Origin of the sequence: Xanthomonas sp. WHRI 6108, from assembly GCF_040202385.2 — a bacterium.
In the GTDB taxonomy this organism is placed as follows: domain Bacteria; phylum Pseudomonadota; class Gammaproteobacteria; order Xanthomonadales; family Xanthomonadaceae; genus Xanthomonas; species Xanthomonas arboricola.
In genome coordinates this window covers 157735-177517 of the sequence record NZ_CP168198.1, presented here as the reverse complement: position 1 = coordinate 177517, position 19783 = coordinate 157735, and the positions used below count along the sequence as shown (strand labels likewise).

General features: G+C 61.1%; 11 protein-coding genes. 5 read left to right on the top strand and 6 right to left on the bottom strand.

Going from position 1 to position 19783, the window contains the following annotated elements; all coding sequences use genetic code 11:
* Nucleotide 1 precedes the first annotated feature (1 nt).
* Together treS and ABQ039_RS00690 are read right to left on the bottom strand one after the other, a co-directional pair.
* The gene (gene treS, locus ABQ039_RS00695; RefSeq protein ID WP_349778266.1) at nt 2–3352 is read right to left on the bottom strand and encodes a maltose alpha-D-glucosyltransferase; all 3351 of its coding nucleotides are present in this window, start codon (nt 3350–3352) and stop codon (nt 2–4) included.
* Nucleotides 3349–6465, bottom strand: a complete 3117-nt coding sequence (locus tag ABQ039_RS00690; RefSeq protein ID WP_349778267.1) for a maltotransferase domain-containing protein — start codon at nt 6463–6465, stop codon at nt 3349–3351. The genes treS and ABQ039_RS00690 overlap by 4 nt, the downstream gene beginning before the upstream one ends.
* A 365-nt stretch (nt 6466–6830) precedes the next feature.
* Here ABQ039_RS00690 and ABQ039_RS00685 point away from each other — a divergent pair, with 365 nt between their 5' ends.
* On the top strand, nt 6831–7706 hold the full coding sequence (locus ABQ039_RS00685) for a hypothetical protein (protein ID WP_184609734.1): 876 nt from the start codon (nt 6831–6833) through the stop codon (nt 7704–7706).
* A 173-nt stretch (nt 7707–7879) separates the two neighbouring features.
* On the opposite strand, the gene ABQ039_RS00680 is transcribed toward ABQ039_RS00685, so the two are convergent.
* A complete protein-coding gene (locus tag ABQ039_RS00680) occupies nt 7880–8560 on the bottom strand; it encodes a DUF4142 domain-containing protein (RefSeq protein WP_349778268.1) in 681 nt (226 codons plus the stop codon).
* Between the two features lie 212 nt (nt 8561–8772).
* On the opposite strand from ABQ039_RS00680, the gene ABQ039_RS00675 reads away from it, so the two are divergent.
* From ABQ039_RS00675 to ABQ039_RS00665, 3 genes are all read left to right on the top strand, one after another.
* Entirely contained in the window at nt 8773–9438 is a 666-nt protein-coding gene (locus tag ABQ039_RS00675) for a hypothetical protein (RefSeq protein ID WP_184609732.1), read from the top strand.
* A 304-nt stretch (nt 9439–9742) separates the two neighbouring features.
* Complete coding sequence (locus ABQ039_RS00670; protein WP_260297368.1) at nt 9743–10978, top strand: hypothetical protein; 1236 nt, start codon at nt 9743–9745, stop codon at nt 10976–10978.
* Between the two features lie 239 nt (nt 10979–11217).
* A complete protein-coding gene (locus ABQ039_RS00665; RefSeq protein ID WP_184609730.1) occupies nt 11218–11949 on the top strand; it encodes a carbon-nitrogen hydrolase family protein in 732 nt (243 codons plus the stop codon).
* 124 nt (nt 11950–12073) lie between these two features.
* On the opposite strand, the gene ABQ039_RS00660 is transcribed toward ABQ039_RS00665, so the two are convergent.
* Nucleotides 12074–12643: a hypothetical protein gene (locus ABQ039_RS00660; RefSeq protein ID WP_260297366.1), complete on the bottom strand. Its 570-nt coding sequence runs from the start codon at nt 12641–12643 to the stop codon at nt 12074–12076.
* Nucleotides 12644–13004: 361 nt separating this feature from the next.
* On the opposite strand from ABQ039_RS00660, the gene ABQ039_RS00655 reads away from it, so the two are divergent.
* Nucleotides 13005–13250, top strand: a complete 246-nt coding sequence (locus ABQ039_RS00655) for a hypothetical protein (protein WP_184609728.1) — start codon at nt 13005–13007, stop codon at nt 13248–13250.
* A gap of 362 nt (nt 13251–13612) precedes the next feature.
* On the opposite strand, the gene ABQ039_RS00650 is transcribed toward ABQ039_RS00655, so the two are convergent.
* Together ABQ039_RS00650 and ABQ039_RS00645 are read right to left on the bottom strand one after the other, a co-directional pair.
* On the bottom strand, nt 13613–13837 hold the full coding sequence (locus tag ABQ039_RS00650; RefSeq protein ID WP_184609726.1) for a hypothetical protein: 225 nt from the start codon (nt 13835–13837) through the stop codon (nt 13613–13615).
* Nucleotides 13838–15082: 1245 nt separating this feature from the next.
* Entirely contained in the window at nt 15083–19729 is a 4647-nt protein-coding gene (locus ABQ039_RS00645; protein WP_260297363.1) for an RHS repeat-associated core domain-containing protein, read from the bottom strand.
* Nucleotides 19730–19783: the final 54 nt, after the last annotated feature.

Sequence of the window (19783 nt, the reverse complement as noted above, 5' to 3'; positions counted from 1 at the left end):
ATCATGTGTCTCCCGCACCAGCGCGCGCGCGGTGCAGGATGCGTCGCAAGCCCTCGATCGGCACCATCAGCCAGCCGGGGCGGTTGGCAGCCTCGTAACGCACCTCGTAACAGGCCTTCTCCACCAGGAACAGCAAGGTGGCCGCGTTGAACGCTGCCGGTGCGATCCACGGGTGCGTACTGGCGTCGAGCACGGCATGGTACGCGTCCAGAAACGCCTGTGTGGAGCGGCGGCGGAACTGCACCAGGAACTCGTCCAGATGCGTGTCCACGCCCACGCCCGCACGGGCGGCGGTGCCTTCCTCGCCACGCGCCGACACTTCGCTGGCGTAATCGAGCGAGCGCAGGAAGCCGGCCACATCGCGCAGCGGGCTGGCCTTGGCGCGCCGCTCGGACAGCGGCTTGGCCGGCTCGCCTTCGAAGTCGATCAGCACCACATCGTCGAAGGCCACCAGGATCTGGCCCAGGTGGAAGTCGCCGTGCACGCGGGTCAGCAAGGAATCGGCCAGTACGCTCGGTGCCTGGGCGAGCAAGGCATCCAGCTGCGGGCGCTCGGCCAGCACCGCCTGCAGCGCGTCGCGTTCGGTCGCATCGTCGCTGCTGGCCAGGCGGGCATTGACCGTGTCCCACATCTCTTCGGCCTGGCGTGCGACGCCGGCCACCACATCGTTGGCGGTGGGCAGGTCGATACGCTGCGGGACGAAGTCGGCATCGTCGGTGTCGCGCGACAAGGCCTCGTGCAACTCGGCCAGGCGCTTGCCGACCACCGCGGCGAAGGCGTCGTAGCCGGCGATGGCTTCGGCACGCGATTCGTCGGTCTGCGCGGTGGCGTACTCGTCGAAGCTGCGTGCCAGATGGTCCAGCGTCCAGCGCCAGGCATCGCCCTGGTTGCGGATGAAGCCCTGCAGCAGCGCGATCGTGGTGATGGTGCCCTGCGCATCGACGCGGCTGACGCTGCCCAGCAAGGGCGCGGCGTTGGCGTAGCCCATCTCGGTCAGGCGACGGCCGATCTCGATCTCCGGGTTGGCGCCGTTGGCCACATGCCGCAGCAGCTTGAACACCGCCTTGTCGGCCACCACCAGCGAACTGTTGCTCTGCTCGGCCGACAGCCAGCGGATCTCCGGATCCTGCGGTATTTCCAGCGTGGCCAGCGCCGGTGTCGCCTCGAAGCGCACCTGTCCCTGCTGCGAGGCATCGTCGCCATCGCAGAACTCCAGCGCGGCGTTGTCGCGCAATGCGTCGATCACCCCGCGCACCATCGGCTTGAGCGCGAAGGCATCGGTGAGGTAACCCACCTCGCGGCCCTGGCGCACGCGCGCCAGTGCAAGCTGCTCGGCCAGGGTGCTGGGCTGGTCACGCTCCCACACGATGCCGACCGGCAGCATGTAGCTCTCGTGGTGGCCGTCTTCCAGCTCCACCTCCAGCTCCAGCAGACTCATCGGCTCGGCGCCCGGCAGCGGCGTACGGCGCGAGATGCGCACGTGCTTGAGTGCCTGGTCCTTGGCCGAGAACCAGCGCCGTGCCGACAACCAGGCCGGCAGGATCTCCGCTTCCAGCGTGGGCAGATGCGGCAGCAGCGCATTGCTCTCGTCGGTGTCGCTGCGCAACACCAGCGTGCGGTAGTCCGGCAACGGCACCGGGCTGGGCACATGCCAGTCCGGCAAGGTGCCCTCGCTGACCAGCTGGAACGCGTAGAAGCCGAACGGCGGCACGGTGAGCAGATAGGTCAGCCGCCCGACCGGCGGGAAGCTGCCGCCGCCGATGATGTCCACCGGCACGCGGCCCTCGAACTCGGACAGGTCCAGCTCCACCGCCTGCAGCGTATGCGACAGGTTGGCCACGCACAGCACCGTCTCGTCCTGGTAGCACCGCAGGTAGGCCAGCATGCGGCGGTTGCCCGGATACAGAAAGCGCAGGCTGCCACGGCCGAAGGCCTGGTAGCGCTTGCGCACACTGAGCACGCGGCGGGTCCAGGTCAGCAGCGAATGCTGGTCGCGGATCTGCGCTTCCACATTCACTGCCTGGAAGCCGTACAGCGGGTCCATCACCGGCGGCAGCACCAGCTGCGCCGGGTCGGCGCGCGAGAAGCCGCCATTGCGGTCGATCGACCACTGCATCGGCGTGCGTACGCCATCGCGGTCGCCCAGATGGATGTTGTCGCCCATGCCGATCTCGTCGCCGTAATACAGCACCGGCGTGCCGGGCATGGTGAGCAACAGGGAGGTCATCAGCTCGATGCGGCGGCGGTCGCGCTCCAGTAGCGGCGCCAGCCGGCGCCGGATGCCGAGATTGATGCGTGCGCGGCGGTCGGCGGCATAGGTCTGCCACAGGTAATCGCGCTCCGAATCGGTGACCATTTCCAGCGTCAACTCATCGTGGTTGCGCAGGAAGATCGCCCACTGGCAGCTCTCCGGAATCTCCGGGGTCTGGCGCATGATGTCGGTGATCGGGAAGCGGTCTTCGCGTGCGATCGCCATGTACATGCGCGGCATCAGCGGGAAGTGGAACGCCATATGGCATTCGTCGGCGTTCTGGCCGAAGTACTGCTGGGTGTCTTCCGGCCACATATTGGCCTCGGCCAGCAGCATGCGGTCCGGGTACTCGGCATCCAGCGTGGCGCGGATCTTGCGCAGGATCGCGTGGGTTTCCGGCAGGTTCTCGTTGGAGGTGCCGGAACGCTCGATCAGGTACGGCACCGCATCCAGACGCAGGCCGTCCACGCCGCGGTCCAGCCAGAAGCGCATCACTTCCAGCACCGCTTCCAGCACTGCGGGGTTGTCGAAGTTCAGGTCCGGCTGGTGCGAGTAGAACCGGTGCCAGAAGTACTGCCCGGCCACCGGATCCCAGGTCCAGTTGGATTTTTCGGTATCGCAGAAAATGATCCGCGTGCCTTCGTATTCCTGGTCGGTGTCCGACCACACGTAGAAGTCGCGCTCCGGCGAGCCGGCCGGCGCGTTGCGTGCGCGCTGGAACCACGGGTGCTGATCGGAAGTGTGGTTGATCACCAGCTCGGTGACGATGCGGATGCCGCGTGCATGCGCCTGCGCCACCAGCTGCTCGAAGTCTTCGATGCTGCCGTAGTCCGGATGCACCGCCATGTATTCGGCGATGTCGTAGCCGTCGTCGCGGCGCGGGCTGGGATAGAACGGCAGCAGCCAGATGGTGTCCACGCCGAGTTCGGCGATGTAATCCAGCTTGGAAATCAGCCCCGGGAAATCGCCGATGCCATCGTCGTTGGAGTCGAAGAACGACTTGACGTGCACCTGATAGATGATCGCGTCCTTGTACCAAAGCTGGTCTGCAACCACCGCGGACTGTTCCGCGTCGGCTTGTAACGATGGGACTGCATTCATGCGACCTCTCCTGCGCGGATGCGCCATAACGCGAACGGCCGCGTCGCCTCTAAACGGATGTGTTGCTGTTTTCCCTGCCACGTGAAGCGATGGCCGTCCCACAGGTCGTCCACCGCCACGCTGGCGTGATCGGGCAGGCCCAACTCCCACAATGGCACTTCGATTGCGGCATCCTGCGCAGCGTTGGGGTCCAGGTTGATCGCCACCAACACCATGCTGCGGCTGCGCGACAGGTAGCCGGCATCCAGGAACTTGCCGAAGTACAACACCTGGTCGTTGTGCGCCTGGTAGAAGCGCGTGCCCAGGTGCGACTGCAGCTCCGGATGCATGCGGCGCAGCTGATTGAAGCGGGTGATCTCATCGACGATGTCGCCGGGCGCACGCTCGGGCCAGGCGCGCAGCTGGAACTTTTCCGAGTCCAGATACTCTTCCTTGCCCGGCGCCAATGGCGTGGCCTCGCACAGCTCAAAGCCCTGATACATGCCCCATAGCCCCGACAGCGTGGTCGCCAGCGCGGCGCGGATCAGATGCCCGTTGCGCCCACTGGTCTGCAGGAACAGCGGATTGATGTCCGGCGTGTTGACGAAGAAGTGCGGGCGGAAGCATTCGCGCGGCACGCCCTGGTTCAACTCTTCCACGTACTCCTGCAGCTCGTGCTTGTGGTTGCGCCAGGTGAAGTAGGTGTAGGACTGCGAGAAACCGCACTTGGCCAGGCGGTACATCATCTTCGGCCGGGTAAAGGCCTCCGACAGGAACACCACATCCGGCCGGCGCCCGCGGATATCGGCAATCAACCACTCCCAGAACGGGAACGGCTTGGTATGCGGGTTGTCGACGCGGAACAGCGTCACGCCCTCGTTGACCCAGAACAGCACCGCATCGCGCAACGTGTTCCACAGATCCGGCACCGCGCCGCTGGCGTAGAAGTCGACGTTGACGATGTCCTGGTATTTCTTCGGCGGGTTCTCCGCATACGGAATCGAGCCATCCGCGCGCCAGGTGAACCAGTCCTTGTGGTCCTTCAACCACGGGTGATCCGGCGCGCACTGGATGGCGAAGTCCAGCGCCACTTCTAGCCCATGCGCACGTGCGGCCTGGATCAACCTGCGGAAGCCTTCGAGCCCGCCGAGCTCGGCATGCACCTCGGTATGCCCGCCATCGGCCGCGCCGATCGCATACGGGCTGCCCGGCTCGCCGTCGACCGCAGTGACCGAGTTGTTGCGGCCCTTGCGGTTCTTCGCGCCGATCGGATGGATTGGCGGCATGTACAACACGTCGAAGTTCATCGCGCGGATATGCGCCAGCCGCTTGATCACATCGTCGAAGGTGCCGTGTTGCTGCGGATCGCCGCTTTGCGAGCGCGGGAACAATTCGTACCAGCTGGCGAAATGCGCCGCGCGCCGCTCGGACTCCACCCGGAAGGTCACCGGCGTCTCGGAGCGGAACGGCTTGTCGTCGGCCGCTGCCATTGCCTGCGCGGTATCCGGCTCCAGCACGATCGCCAGCTGCTGCAGCGGCTCGCTCTGCGCACCGATGCGGGTGAGGACGGCCTGCAGGCGCTCGGCCAAGGCACCGCTGCTGCGTGCATGCGCGGCCTGCACCACGGCCACTGCTTCCTGCACGTCCACCGGCAGCACCGTGTTGGCGGCGCGCTTCTTTTCCAGATCCGCATGCAAGGTGGCGAACACATCGCGCCAGCCTTCCACCCGGAACTCATAGGTGCCGATGCGCTCCAGCGGGAACTCTGCACGCCAGCGATCGTTGCCCAACGCACGCATCGGCGCGCTGGCCCAGGTCTTGGCATCGGCCGGGCGCCACAGCACCGCCACCGCGATACGGTCGTGCCCATCGCAGAACGCATCGGCTTCCACGCAGATGCGGTCGCCCACGGTGCGCTTGACCGGGAAGCGGCCGTTATCGACCGACGGGGTCACCGACTCGATGCACACGCGCGGCCAGGCGGCCGCGGTCTGCGGGCGCGGGCGCATGCGCGGCACCGCCAGCACATGCCGGGCCGGCACGCTGCGATAGACCCGCACCTCGCCCGGCTCCAATGCTTCCAGCGTCGCGCCGGACAGCGTGCTGCCGTCCTCGCCCACCAGTGCTTCGGCATCGCCGAGCAGGCGCAGCAGATCCGGCGCCGGAACCGGCACCACATGATCGGCATCGCCGTTGATCAACAGCAGCGACGGCAAGCCGCCCAGCGGCTCGATCGCCACCGCCGTCAGGCCGGTGCCCTCGCGCAGCAGCGGACGCAACCGCAAGCCGGCATTGCTCGGCGGCACGCCGTCGCGGGCCCTGATCGACAACGGCAATGTCTCCAGCTGCGTCTCGTCCAGCAGCCATGCTCCGCCCAGTGCCTGGGCCAGTTGCCAGTGCTGCCCGGCAGTGGCCGCACGTTTGCCATCGGGCGCGCCCACCACTGCGACAACCTGCGACGCCAACGCGCGCAGCGCCGTGTCTTCGTCGAAGAACCAGCTGCCGCGCCCGTCCCACCATGCGAGCGAGGAAAACGCCACGTCGAACCCGGCACCGGCCAGCTGCTGCAAGGCCTCGATGCCCAGGCCCGGCGTCCACGCCGCAAACACCACCTCCGGTGCCTGCGCATGCACGCGGGCGATCAACTCGCGCCAGCGCTGCGCCGGCACCTGCTGCGGCTGCAGCAGGCGGAAGCCGGCCACACCCTGGGATGCCCAGTCCAGCAAGCGCGCGCTCCACCACTCCACCAGCGCCGCACCTTCCTGCGCATAGGTAAAGCGTGCCTCGGCCACTTCGGGCGTGGCGCGCGGCTGGCGCGGGTCCGGCACCGCCGTGCTGCGTGCCCGGAACCATTGCGGGTTGTCGCGCACCACGGCGCTGGCACCGCCCACTTCATCCAGGCGCACATCGAGCAGCAGCTTCACGCCGGCCCGGTGCGCGGCCTGCACCACCTCGCGCAGACGCTGCGCGTCTTCCTCGCCGGTGGTTGCGACTTCGCTCAGCCGGCCTTCGGCGTCGCGTGCAAACGGCGGCGCGAGCACGACATGGTCAAAGCCGGCCTCACGCGCCGACTTGCAGCGCTGCTCCAGCCCGGCCTGCTCGCCGGCTGCTTCATTGAGAACACAGATCCGCATGGCGCCCCCTCAGCAAACCACGGCGCGCGCACGCGCCGTGACAAAGGAGACGACGCGGGCCGACCCACCCCGCAGGTCCACCGGCGCTCGGTCACGACGCACCAGTCCAACTCCCGTCCGGATCGACCCCTGCCTACTCAAGGCCTGGTCGACCCTTCCTACCGTGACTGCACTCATGCGCAACTCCGCAACGATTCTTGACCGATGCAGTCAAGCACCCCGGCTGCGAATTTCATGTGTCGGTGGAATTGACGAAAATCAAACAAGCGCGGCTGTGGTGAGGGCTCCGGCAGCGCTGGCCAAGTTCCAAGGGTTGTAGGCTATGGCCTCAACCTGCAGGGAGAGCAAGGATGCGGAGCTACGTCATGGCGGCACTGCTGGCCATCGCCACAGTTGCAACGGCAAAGGATCAGAGGCTGAGCCCGAGCCGTGCCGGAGAGATCGTAGGGCTTTGGCATGACGTCAGCGTCAACGACGACATCGTCAAGGAGGACTACGCCGGCTTCGTCCAGGTTGTCGACCTGGACAAGGATGGAGTCGATGAGATCGTCTATCTGAGTTCTTCGTATTGCTCGGGTTCCACTTCCGACTGCCCCAACAGCATCGATGTATTGCGCAAGCACCCACCCGGGAAGGCACCCAACGTCAACGCTCCGATCGACCAATGGGAAACCAGGGCACGCAAGACCGGTTACACGCCAGACGCCAGCGAGCAGATTCCTGGCGAAGTGATGACTCTTGCAGTCCAGGGCAACCGCATCGAGGTCATGTTCGTCGTGCAGGAGAACTCGCCAATCTGTAAACGGGAACAACCCAATCCGGACGGGTCGCAGCGCTGTCCCGCCCCCGGCCGCTACAGCTGGACGTACACCTGGAAGCCAGGCGCACTGGCGCGCATTACCGGCGCTGGCAGCCACGAACCACACGTCCCCAAAGCACATTTTCCCGAGCAGCTGCGAGGCGCCTGGGTCACCGCAGGGATCGCCTGCCGCGACGCCGAGACAGCGGACCCCAAGCACCTCATCCAGTTCGGCTGGGATCACATGACCGGCAAGGGCGAAGACCTCTGGCCTAACGCGGTCATGCTGCTGGCACGCACACCATGGACATGGCGCATCATCACCGCGTCTGCCAACGCGCCGAAGAAGGACGTTCCTGCAGTCTTCATCCTGAGCCAGATGGAAGACCGCCTGATCATTGCGGAGCAAACGCGCGTCAGAACCTTCGATCGGTGCCGCTGAGCAGAAGGTCGGTTGCCATCACGTTTGCGGCAACGCGACGTGGGCTCGAACGCATTGCCAGAGCACGTTTGATCGACGTCCGCGCAGGTCCCTGAAGCTCAAGATGGCGACGTCACGCTCATTCGCCGCTTGTAGGCCAGGCGTGGCAGACCGGCGATCTGCCACGCCCACGCTCACATCGCCTTCTTGATGGCTTCCGCCTTCGCCAGGTGCTGCTCGACGTGCGTCTTGGTCTCGGTCAGGTGCTGCTTGACCGGCTCGGTCGATGCCACTGTCATCATCTGCGTCTCGATCAGCTGCAGCGCGTCCTTGTGCCCGGCGATCATTGCATCGATGTAGGCCGCCGCGTAGTCCTTGCCGGACTTCTGCCCCAGCGTGGACAGGTCCTGCTCGCCCTTGCTCTCCAGCTTCTTGACGTCCGGGGTTTCAGCCAGCGTTCCCAGCGCCTTGGTCTTTTCCAGGTTCTCGGTGTGCTCTTTCTCCATCATCTTCGCGTAGTCCAGCACCGCGCCGGTGACCTTCTTGTCCTGCGCCTGCTTCGCTGCGGCGATCTCGTGGTTGTCCACCGCCCCGAGCAAGCCAAGGGCGATGTCGTCTCCGGAACTCGCGCGCGCCGCGCCTTCAGGCGCCGGGCTGGCTTGGCCGACAGGCGGCGTGGTCGGGGTCGCCGCGCCACCGGTCGGCGTCGGCTCGGTGGACGCGGCAGGCGCTGCGGCCTCCTTGTCGGCATTCGGCTTGCAGCCAGCGAGCGCCAGCGCCGCGACGATGGACAGGACCAACAGTGACTGTTTCATGCTCCACTCCCTCTCGATTGGAGACAACAGCATCTGCCTGCCCAGGTGAAGAAGGCTCATACACGTCCACTGAGTGATTCAGACGTACGCACCGCCCGCGGGCGAATGCACATCGCCGCACCATGCCGCAATCGGCGGCACGCGCTTGCGCGCGGGCGTGGAACAGGACGTCGTCAGCGCGGCTGTGGCATGCGTGGCGTGTGGTGGCACTTTCCTGCTGAAAGACGGCTTGGTTTGCCGCACACTATCGCGCCACATTTCGAGTGATTGCCATGCTGAAGGCCTGGATGCTTGCCCTGTTGGGCGTTTCGCCGCTGGTCCACGCCGCGCCTGCTGACGACGATGCCACCTGCCGCAATGGGTTGTTCACCAGTGCGCCGGTGGCGTTCTCACTCGGCAAGGTCATCCCGCCGCGCCTGTACCTGCTCAAGGACACCGATGGTTGCCCGGACACGGGCGGGGCCGCATGCCAGGGACGCGCCTACGTGGTCAAGAACGATATCGTCCTGACGGCGCAGCGCCGCAATGCCTACGTCTGCGTGCTCTATCCCAACAAGGGAGGCGGCAATGCTGGTTGGGTCGCACAGTCGAGCCTGCAGATGCAGCCAAGCGCGGCCACGCCCACACCGCAGGCGTGGAACGGCCACTGGCACGACGGCGACAACACGCTGCAATTGACCACCAACCCAGACGGCAGCATCACCGTCAACGGCGATGCGTACTGGCCCAGCGCCTTTCCCGACCCGGAACAGACGCCGGGCGGTCCGCACACGGGCTCGGTCACCGCGCGCGGCTATCCGGAAGGCAACCGCGTCGAGGTCAACGAAGACACGTGCAAGGTGCGCCTGCAATTGCTGGGCGACATGCTGCTGGCCGACGACAACCTGGAATGCGGCGGAATGAACGTTTCCTTCGGCGGGGTGTACCGAAAGAAGTAATCGCAAGCCTAGCCCCCCGGTGCGCCGCACGCCTGCAGTGGCAGGCGCATCGAGGCAGGCACGCCATCGACCACCGCGCGACATAAAAGCCGATGCCAAGCGGTGCAGTGCGGTTTACGGTGGCCCGCACCGACCAGAGCGGGTTCGGCTCGCTCGATCCCGCAGGCGGTACGGTGGATGCTGATAGCAGCAGGACGCGCCAGAAGACCTTGTTAGGGGTGACGCACCACGTAGACCGGCGTCATCTATCATTGCCGATTGCTGTTTTGAAGGAATTGCGTTGAGACGTTCCGCCACGCGTTTGATGCGCGCACCGCTGCTTGCTGCCATGGCGTTGCTTGCCGCTTGCAGCACAACCAACACCACCAACAAATCGTTGCTGCCGTCGGCGGACAATCCCGTCAAGACCAGTTACTGCATCGGGCGTCTTGCCGTGACGACCGATGTGCCCCTGCATTTCCTGGGAAGTTCCGCGCAGTTTTACTGGGGCGACATCGACACCTACCGCGAAGACGCCGCCAGCTACGAGCAGCGCCTGCTGAGCGCACAAGCGCCGGCCAGCGATGGCAAGGTGCGCCAACTGATCAAGCCGGTGGAAAGGCTGGCACAGGACGATGGCAGGGTCATCGTCGCACACGCGGAAGACGCGTTGCCGCTCGACCCGAATGTCGTACAGGTCACCGGTTTCGCCCATCGCGATGGCACCACCTTTCGTTTCCAGAAGACGGCCATCAGCCGCCTGCAGGACATCACCGAACGGCGCACCAAGGAAATCCTGGCCTCGATCACCAGCAGCGCATCCCCCTTCCCGCCAGCGGCACAGTCCCAGCAGGGGTTTTGCATCATGCACGGCACCGTCAATCTGGCACCGGGACACGACTGGCACGAAGCCTCCAGGGTCGAGGGAGAATTCACCCTGCAGGGAGCACGCTACCGTTTCAGTCTGCGTTCGCGCTACCTGCGCTCGCTGTCGTTGAACGAGCAGGAAGTGACGAACCAGCGCGATCTGCTACTGGCACTGGCGGGCGCCGTACCGGACTCCGGCCTGGCGCCGGTCAGTGAACTGTCGGGTGCCGCCGGCAACCCATCGCAAGGCAGTGCCCGCCTGCTTGAGATGACGACAGCCGACGGCAAGCAACAGGTCTACGAGTGGCACATGCCGGCCGTCAGTACAGCATCCAATACGCCGGCAACCTTTCTCTACATCTGGCCAGCGTCCGGGCAAGCGTCAGCGCAGGACCAGGCCAATTTCAGGCGCTGGGTCGTGGCCCATCCGCAGCAGACGACGCCGCTATTGCAGATACAGCAAATGGCCAGCAGCGTTATACGGCAGCAGGCGACGCCAGCAGTAGAAGAGAGCAGGCTGGTGTACCGGATGCAGCTGCATTACCACGGCGACCAGGCTGCCGGCGGGCGCCATTACGTGATCTACAAGGATGGCCAGAAAGTCGACGATGGACGCAGCGATGCCAACGGATTCACCAAGGCACACAATGCCGACTACGACCAGGTGTGGACAACCAAGGTGCTCAACAAATGAGTCCCTGCTTCAGTGCGGCGCACCCTGATCTACAACCAATCACGCTGGAGACGACCGGTAACCATCCGGGCAACCTATCCTCCTGAGACCGGCGCTGAAGATGGGCATCCAGGCAAGACGTCTCGCTTTCAAAAGTGTAGGCGTTCGAGCAGCATATCCGGGCTTTCAAGCGCACTCTGGTTACCCGCCTTTCGAAATCCGCTACGCTCAAACCCCAACACGTGGACACGAGACAGGCAATGAGGCTGACAGCTGCGCAAATCCTTTCGACGCCTGGCCAAATCAAAGAGAACATCGGTAAGCACCTCGATGTCATTCGCCTGGCGGCAAGCAAGGGTGCGGACGTGCTGGTCTTTCCCGAGCTGTCCCTCACTGGTTACGAACCCGGGTTGGCGCAGGCGCTGGCGGTGCAGCCGGCTGATCAGCGCTTTGATCCGTTTCAGGGGGCAAGTGACCGGTACGGCATGCTCATCGCCGTTGGCGCGCCCACGAAGGGAGCAAAAGGCACCGAAATCAGCATGCTCTGCTTCCAACCGGGGCTGGAGCGCACAAGCTACTCCAAACAGCAGCTGCATCTCGACGAGTTACCGTTCTTCACCGCCGGTACCGAGCAGCTTGTGCTCAGACACGCGGATCAGGTGCTGGCGCCTGCCATTTGCTACGAGTCACTGCAGGCAAGCCATGCAGAACAAGCTGCAGCGTCAGGTGCTGGCGTGTATTTGGCAAGCGTGGCCAAGTCGGAAAGAGGCGTGACATCGGCCTACAGTCATTATCCGACGATTGCAAAAACGCATTCCATGACTGTCTTGATGGCGAATTGTGTAGGCCCCGCCGATACCTTCATAGGAGCGGGTCGGTCTGCCATCTGGAGCAGTAACGGTGAGCTCGTTGGCAGCGCTGATGCCTTCCATGAGGCATTGGTGGCGTACGACACGAGGGATGGAAAAGCGAGCCTCTTCAGCTTAGTTTGAGATCAGGCCAAGGCCAGTAACAGGCAGCCCTGTCTGTGCGGTGACACTCGGCAATCCCAATTGCCCGCTGCGTCGGCAGCTGCGCGAGGACATCCGCGGTGGCAGGTTTGGCCTGACTGCATTATCAGGACGCAACGACCTGAGGATATAAGCCCTTTGCGCTGTTGAGCTCAACGGCCAACTTCCCTACCTTGGACAGTAGTTTGCCGATATCCTGCTCAGGATCAGCGTAGAAATAATCGATGCAAAAGCGAAGTGACGTGCCAAACTGATCGCCGATGGGTGGAAGCGCAACGCTCCTGATCTGCATCGGCTCGCCCGCTCGTGCCGAATCGCGTACCCACCAGGAAATGAACTCGAGTGCCTTGAGGCCTTTCGGATCGCGCGCGATACCAAAGTTGACGGAGATGACAAGCTCGTTGTCCAAGCCTCCCTTTGTGCGCTTCAACGCACCGAGCGGCAGGTCGGCATACGGAAGAAGACCGAAGTCGCTTTCCGTGACATCAGAAAGATCCACCTTGTCCACCGCTGCATCGGTAATGCCGGGAATTGACGCAATGGCGTCTTGCAGTTCTTGTACTTCGGGCGGCATTGCAGCTCCAGACGAATTGCGTCGGACGATCGTCGTCGAGGCGCTGCTTGCCGTCAATTGCTCATGGTCTTGGAATTCGCCATCCACGGTGCGAAGCAACATCAGGAGATAAGATCAAATGCATACCTGTTGTCTTCCGGCATCGCCAGGGCTGTTGGCGCCGGACTCGCACGATCATCTTGAGAGATGAAGGAGCCAGGCATCACCTATCTCGTCGAAGCACAGTGGTATCGAAAGGCCTTGCGCGATGCGCATGGCAAACAGGGGCGTGGCGGCATTCCCGCTGACTTAAACGCAAATTTCTGAGTCAGCGGGCAATTTACGTCAAGGCGTATAGCCCCACTGCGCGATGATGGCTTCCAAGGTGGCTTGATTCACTGGGACCACGCCTGGGCATGTCATCAGATATGTCCGGCGTGCCGCCGCCGTGGCTGACGGGTTGAAGGCCGGGCTCCATATCTGAATGGAATGGAAGACGGCGATCGGCGCTGCACAAGCAGGACCTCCTGGCTTGCTTGGGGCGGTCATGCTGGCCATGCAAAGAAAGACCGAGCAAGGATCTCCCGCCTGGGCGCGCGCTGGGGCGCTCAAGCCAAGGCTTAAAGCTGCAGCCAATGCAAAAGTGGTGGCAATGCTACGTAGCTTCATGATGAATACGTCCCTGGTAATGATTGAAATGACGTGCTTGTCTCTGGGCGACCTGCGTTAAGCGTGGCTCAGCGAGAAAGCCCCTGACACCGCTTGCAATGGTGTCGGCTGGGTCACCTGATGTTCCGTCTTCGCCAGAATGGCGGTGGTCAGGGTAGCATGTCGACCGCGCGCGGTGTGAGGGCTAGACACCGCCGGTTGGCCGCCGAGCAGAGATGCGCTGGTAGCTAGTCCAGTCCCATGGCGCGACAGCTCAACGCCTGCTCATCCATCGCTCTCTTGCTTTTCACTGGCCCGGTCAATGTCGTGCAGATTAGAGACCTCAGCACACTAAAATGAGGCGGCATAAGCCAACTTTCATCGCAAGCTGCGTTGATAGAAGATTGTCAATGGACATCTATCAAAGCCAGATTTAGACAAAGCCTATCTGCCATCAGGCTGCTTGACCGTAAGAAAGCCAAGCGTACACAGGATGACACCCAGCACGGCAAGGCCAATGACAACCAACTGCCGGATCTCGTCGCTGGGCGAAGGAGCCTTGATTAGGCCCCTCAAGAAAACCAATGCGGCCACCGCCAATAATATGAGTCCGATTTTGCTATAAGAATTGATCAGGCCCCCAAGAGAAGGGCGCATCTTCTTATTCATCCATGAAATCCTTTTAACCAGCGGTGAGCGTTAGACTACTACCGTACGATATTCCCGCACTCTGGGCTCTTGGTCAATCATTCAACGATATCGAATCCAGCATAAAAATGGCAACCACGTTTGCATTGCGGATGCGCCATGAAGGAATGAGAGGTCAAGTCGACTTATTAGATTAACCTGACTCTACTTCTTGTAGCCTCACCGCCTTGTGTAAGGTACAGCCCAGCTCACCTGCAGCGCGCTACGCCAGAGCTAGACGGTATCTGCTGCACGTGCGCTGCGCACTTCGTTTTTTACAGAGAATCTGTCTGTAGAAGAGCATGAAGATCTTCGGGTCCGGGCGCTATGAGTGACGTTGAACCGTTGCATGTGGCCGTGAGTCTGAACTTGGACTTGGTTGAGTGATCCTCGATAGCGCGAACACCGTCGATAACGCACAAGACGCCGAACAGCGTTGCATCGGCCGCCATTTGCAATGCGACGACAACGTTGGCTTTGTCGGCAGGAGCGAGACCGCGATACCAGACGGACAAGCTAACCAAGGATTGTTCGGGCCTACGGCCCGGCGGCGCGTTAAGAAGTTCCACGCAGTCGTGAACGGCTGCGTCCGCGCATTGGGTCTTCAGCCCGCTAACAAAGTCATCTGGAGTCATCTCAGGTCCTGGCTGATGAAGAGTTCGCTAGCTTCCACCTTCAAGCGATCGAAGCTTGCCGCCAATGGGGAAGGTGTTGCCATCTTGTCGTAGGGGCGCGCCATGCCTGTGACTGCGCTCAGGCGGAGACTGCGAATTTCCAGCCAAGCTATTTATCTCGATTTACAGTAATAAATTCCCTCTCCATCGGAAACCCATTCAATTCCATAGACCCAGTGAGACTTGTAAGAATGCTCAAGCAAAAGCATCATTCTCTTTTTGCAAAATCGATAGCTAATCGAATAAGGTGATTTTGCAGGTACAACCTCTACCCACCCTGTTTTTAATGCGAGGCTCCTAAAATTCGCTAATGGAGGAACCTTCCCAGGACTCAAATGAATGTTACTTGACAGACCGCCGGCAGCGCTGACTCGATCAAAAAAATTTATGGGCGTTCCTCCAAAGCTCTGCGCAAACGGGTCGATTTCAGCTTTTAACGTACTGATTCCAGGCTTTCCGGAAAGATCAGTAGCTTTTGACTTCTTTGAAGACAAATAGATGCCATATGCTACGCAAGCACAAATGGTAGCAAAAAAAAAGTAATTTAGTATTTTCACCATTCCCAGCCCCAACCATCGTTACTAATAACCTCACCTTTTTCACCACCAAACCCACCGGTACCACGACCTTTAGTGATAGAAACTCCTGTACCCACTCCGATTTCAGTGGTAGAACCGGCTCCAGGTGAGTAGCTATATGCTCCGCCGAGTGGCCCATACGCTCCAAACCCAGCCAATCCAGGGCCGGTGAAAAGATTATTCAATTGAGCGTCGTTCGGGCGCCCTTCACATTCGTTAACCCATCCCATGCTTGCTGAAACGCCTGCGGATATCGAGTGAGGGTATATCTTTGCCAGCCCTTTACTCATATAGACTCGACCATTCCTTCCCCGAGTAAAGGAAAGGGTACCGGGACCATAATTGAATGATACCTTTACAAAATCGGGGCCTCTAAGGTTTACGCCATCTTCCCAAGAAAGTCTTTGCCCTCCGTTATTAAAAGAGCCTACTGACTCTAGGCCCAGTAGGTCAAACATTTCGTAAGGATTTGCAGAGACGTACGAATAGGTGCTTATGTCAGCCGCTATACCAACCGGATCACTCTGCCCATACCGGCCTGCCGCCGCGTCGTAGTCACGAAAGTAGTTCTGATTGAACCCGCTCGCTGCATCAAACCGCTGGCCTGGGAAGCGCATATCGAACACCATCGCGGTGCCGTCTCCATCCGGATCCTGGTTGGGTGCCGTGTTGCCGAAGGCTTCGCCTTTCAGGCTCCAGCTCCATACAGCAACGTCGCGGGCAGCATCCACGACCACACGCGGGCTGCCTAGGTGGTCGGGTTCGATATAGTGCAGTTGACCACCGTTGGCCAACAGGCCCACCGGCAGGTCATCCAGCCAGATCGCTTGTTGCTTGGGTGCACCGTTGGTGTCGTAGTCGCCTAGCCAATGGCCGGCCTCGTCGTAGAGCGTATAGGTGTTGGTGGTGCCCAGGTAGCGACGTACCTGCTCGCCTCGGCCGTTGTAGCGGTAGTTCATGACCGCGACACCTGCGCGCTTGACCTGGGTCATGCGCCCGGTGGTGTCGTACAGATACTCGCGTGCCTTGCCGCCGATGGTGAGGGTGTTGCCCATTTTGTCGTAGGTGCGTGCCACGCCTGCGACTGCGCTCAAGCGGTGGTTGGTCGTTGGATAGGTGTAGGCCTGCGTGGCGCCGCCGACTTTGGCGCTCATGCGGTTACCCGTGCCATCGTAGCTATAGCCGTCGATCACGGTACCTGTACTGCCGTCCTTGAGTGCGGTCAGCCGACCAAGCGCGTCGTAGGTCAGCTGAAGCTCTGGCGTCGGGTTACCGGCCGGGGTCAGGTCAGTGAGGTCGCCAAGAGGGTCGAAGCCGAAGCCAATCTCCAGGCCGCCTGTGCGGCTGTCCTGAATGCTCTGTGGGCGGTAATCCTGATCGTACATGCGTGCCAACGTGCGACCGTTGCCGTAGGTCCAGCCGGCAGATGGGCCAAACGGATAGTAGGTCGCTCCGCTCAGCAGACGTTGGCGGCTGCCGCCTTGTGCCGTCACCCCAACCTCGGTCGTCTGGCCCTGCGCGTTGCGGACATAATCGACCGTGGTGCCATCAGGGTAGACCATCGACCGCAGACGGCCGCCAGACGTGTAGTCGTAGCGCAACACCAACACCTTGCCGTTGACCGTCTGCACCTTGCGTACCACCTCGCCGAAGCGGTTGTAGCAGTATTGGGTGGTACCGCTGCCATCCTGGAGCTTAGCCAGCCGCCCGACAGTGAAGGTCTCACCGCTGGCGCACACGCTCTGCGTGACGTCATAGGTGTAGCTGATATTGAAGGCGGTGGTTGGGTAGCTGATGCTCAGGACACGGTTGAGCGCGTCGTAGCCATAGGTGGACGTGATGCCGCGTGCATCGGTCTGCGTGGCGCGGTTGCCGCCGCTGTCGTAGGTATAGCTAGTGACGCCGGTGTCCGGGCTGGTCAGCTTCAGGGTATCGCCGAAGCCGTTGTACGTGTAGCGCGTGTCCAGACGTTTGGGATCCTTGACCTGCAACGGGCGATCCTGCGTGTCGTAACCCACATTGGTTTCGGCCTTGATGCCATCGACGTCCTGCAAGGTGCGCGCAAGCCGACCGAGCGGATCGTGCTCTTGCAGGGTGCTACGGCCAAATGCGTCGGTGATCAAGCGCAGGTTGCCGTTTGCATCATAGGCGTAGTCGATGGGATTTGCGGCTGCGTCCGCCTGCGTTTTCAGTTGGCCCAATTGGTTGTAAATACGGCTCAAGCTACGCTTGAGCGTACCTTGCGCATCCTTGGTCTGCTCCTCCAGACGATTGCCGGCATCATCAAGCACGTAATGGAGGGTGTTGCCCAGCGTATCGGTGACATCGGTGAGGCGTTGGGCCTGGTCGTAGACAAACGTGGCGTAGCTGCCGTCGGGCTGGGTGATGCGCTTGACCAAGCCGGTGGGCCAATACTCCAACGTGGTGACGCGATTCTGCCCGGAAGTAGCGCCATGCACCGTGGTCGATGCCAACCAACCACGCGGGTGGTAGCTGTAATCGGTCAGCACCCCGTTTTCGTCAACGGCAGAAAGAACGCGGCCTGCCGCGTCATAACTCAGATTCTCGCGGATCTGGCCGCGGGCGTTGATGGTTTGCTTGAGGTCGCCCTTGCGATACGGGCACGGTCCGGTGCCGGTCTCGCACCCGGCAGCATCGATGGGGTAATAGTTGTAGGTCGTACGGTCGTCGATATCCGTGCGCGGGCCATCGATGGACTTCAGTAGGCCAAGCACGGGGCAGTCTCCACCAGCAGCGACATCGGCTGCCTCGCAGTAGTTCATACTGAGAACTCTGGTCTGACCACTTGCGACGTCGGTCGTGATGACTTGCTGCGGCTGCAGCCGCGCATTTCGGACATAGCCTATTTTCTTGTCACTTGATTGAACTGACATCAATCGATTGCTGTCGACAGTGGTGCGCGTACTTGTGATTCGCTGGCTGGGTAAACCAGCCGCCTCGGTGACCGTATGCACATTGACTGGCACGCCAGCATCCGCAAGTTCGGCATAGGCGTGTTGCGTGACAACCCCGGCACGATCGGTAGAAGCTCTCAAGCGCCGCCGAAAATCGACACTTGCGTCCAAATAATCGCTGCTGAGCGTGCCTGCGCTGTCGGTGATGTCATCTATTTTTCTAGGACCTGCGGAACGCTGGCTCAGCGTATATGTCGTCTGTTTCCCCAACGCGTCGGTTACAACGGTGGCGCCATCGGTGTAATCAAGCGTCACGCCGTCTGCGCCATCGTGATGTTGGCTTGACACAACACGCCCCGTAGCGTTGTAGGTGAATGTGCTGTAGCGCATTCCATCCTCCGCGACCACGCCGGTCAGGAAGCGGTAAAAATCCTCGTCTTCATACAGATATGACCTGACCCGCCCGTCCGCATAGGTCACGCTCTCCAGCACCGCGCTGTCCGGGAAAGTGTCAGAGTAAGCGTAAGTAGCCAACGCAACCCCGTCCAGCGCAACTTGAATAAGCTGGGCATAACGGGAACCATCAGCGTAGTTAAAAACCAACTTGCGGCCGGTCGAGTGCGTGATCGACTCCAACCTCGATGACCGATCGTACGCATATCGAAGATAAGTACCGTCGTCCTTCGACACCAAGCTCAACGCGCCTGTAGCATTAAATTCCGAAACCGTATCCGACCTAAAAAGTCGCCATCCATTAGCTATTTTCTCAAGCCGATCTCCAGAACCATCAGAAGCAATAAAAGAATTTCCGACCGATTTGAAATTGCGTTGAAGCCCGTTTCCTTCAGCAAGTATTGCGTAAGAGCCACTTGCAGAAACGCTGACTTCATGTGAGTTGAACCAGCCCGCCCCAAGGTTGGATCGCCGTCCAACCTGCGAGGACCGAAATGTTCGAACGAGACGTATCCATCCAAGATCGAAATCCTGTTCAGGTTGTGATTTTTCCCCGGTCTTTACATCGCACGGGTTACCAACCGAACACGTATCCTCTAAAGAAGGCCCGGTCAAGTAAGCAAATATTTCCAGATTTACACAGGCTTGATAGTCATCGTTCCAGGTCGTATATAAAGGACAAAATAGCCTGCGCTGGCGATTACCGAGCCCGGTGTGCTTTACGGGCAAGCACGTTCCATCGTCATAAATTACGTTCGATACAACATCAAAACTTTTTGAATCAAAACGACCCTCGAATTCCGCCGAATATGGCGTCCATTCGGTTGCTGGCTTCAGCGAAACCTTGCCACATTCGTTAAATTCAGTGTAGAAGGACTCAATACGTGCAACCATCTCGGCCTCAGTTGCGTAAGAGCTACCTAGTGCAGAGTAAGTCCATTCGGGATCGGAAGGTTGATCGTTACCAAGCCAGTACGTGAGCGTAACTGTCTGGTCTTCGTTTGTTTTTGTTTCTTTCACATGCGTAGCTAAACCATACGCATACTGTGCATCGCTGGGACCAGCGATTTGCGCCATGGCCTCAATTGCACGATGTTGATTGTCGAAAACGCCAACGGTTGTGGTCGGAATTTCTGGGTGCTTGGCAACAACCGTCCATTCTTGCTTGACCTCCTGCGCGCAGACTCCGCAGACGGTGCTTAGCAACAATGCGCAAGCGTAACGACGCAGCCGCAGGGGCTTCAGAACTTCCATGTCCTATTCCTTCAAATTTTGGCAGCTGGCGAAGCTGCAGACGACATCAAGATG

Coding starts and splice junctions, on each gene's coding strand:
- treS (WP_349778266.1), bottom strand. CDS start 3,352: ATGAATGCAGTCCCATCGTTACAAGCCGACGCGGAACAGTCCGCGGTG.
- ABQ039_RS00690 (WP_349778267.1), bottom strand. CDS start 6,465: ATGCGGATCTGTGTTCTCAATGAAGCAGCCGGCGAGCAGGCCGGGCTG.
- ABQ039_RS00685 (WP_184609734.1), top strand. CDS start 6,831: ATGGCGGCACTGCTGGCCATCGCCACAGTTGCAACGGCAAAGGATCAG.
- ABQ039_RS00680 (WP_349778268.1), bottom strand. CDS start 8,560: ATGAGCCTTCTTCACCTGGGCAGGCAGATGCTGTTGTCTCCAATCGAG.
- ABQ039_RS00675 (WP_184609732.1), top strand. CDS start 8,773: ATGCTGAAGGCCTGGATGCTTGCCCTGTTGGGCGTTTCGCCGCTGGTC.
- ABQ039_RS00670 (WP_260297368.1), top strand. CDS start 9,743: ATGCGCGCACCGCTGCTTGCTGCCATGGCGTTGCTTGCCGCTTGCAGC.
- ABQ039_RS00665 (WP_184609730.1), top strand. CDS start 11,218: ATGAGGCTGACAGCTGCGCAAATCCTTTCGACGCCTGGCCAAATCAAA.
- ABQ039_RS00660 (WP_260297366.1), bottom strand. CDS start 12,643: ATGTTGCTTCGCACCGTGGATGGCGAATTCCAAGACCATGAGCAATTG.
- ABQ039_RS00655 (WP_184609728.1), top strand. CDS start 13,005: ATGGAATGGAAGACGGCGATCGGCGCTGCACAAGCAGGACCTCCTGGC.
- ABQ039_RS00650 (WP_184609726.1), bottom strand. CDS start 13,837: ATGAATAAGAAGATGCGCCCTTCTCTTGGGGGCCTGATCAATTCTTAT.
- ABQ039_RS00645 (WP_260297363.1), bottom strand. CDS start 19,729: ATGGAAGTTCTGAAGCCCCTGCGGCTGCGTCGTTACGCTTGCGCATTG.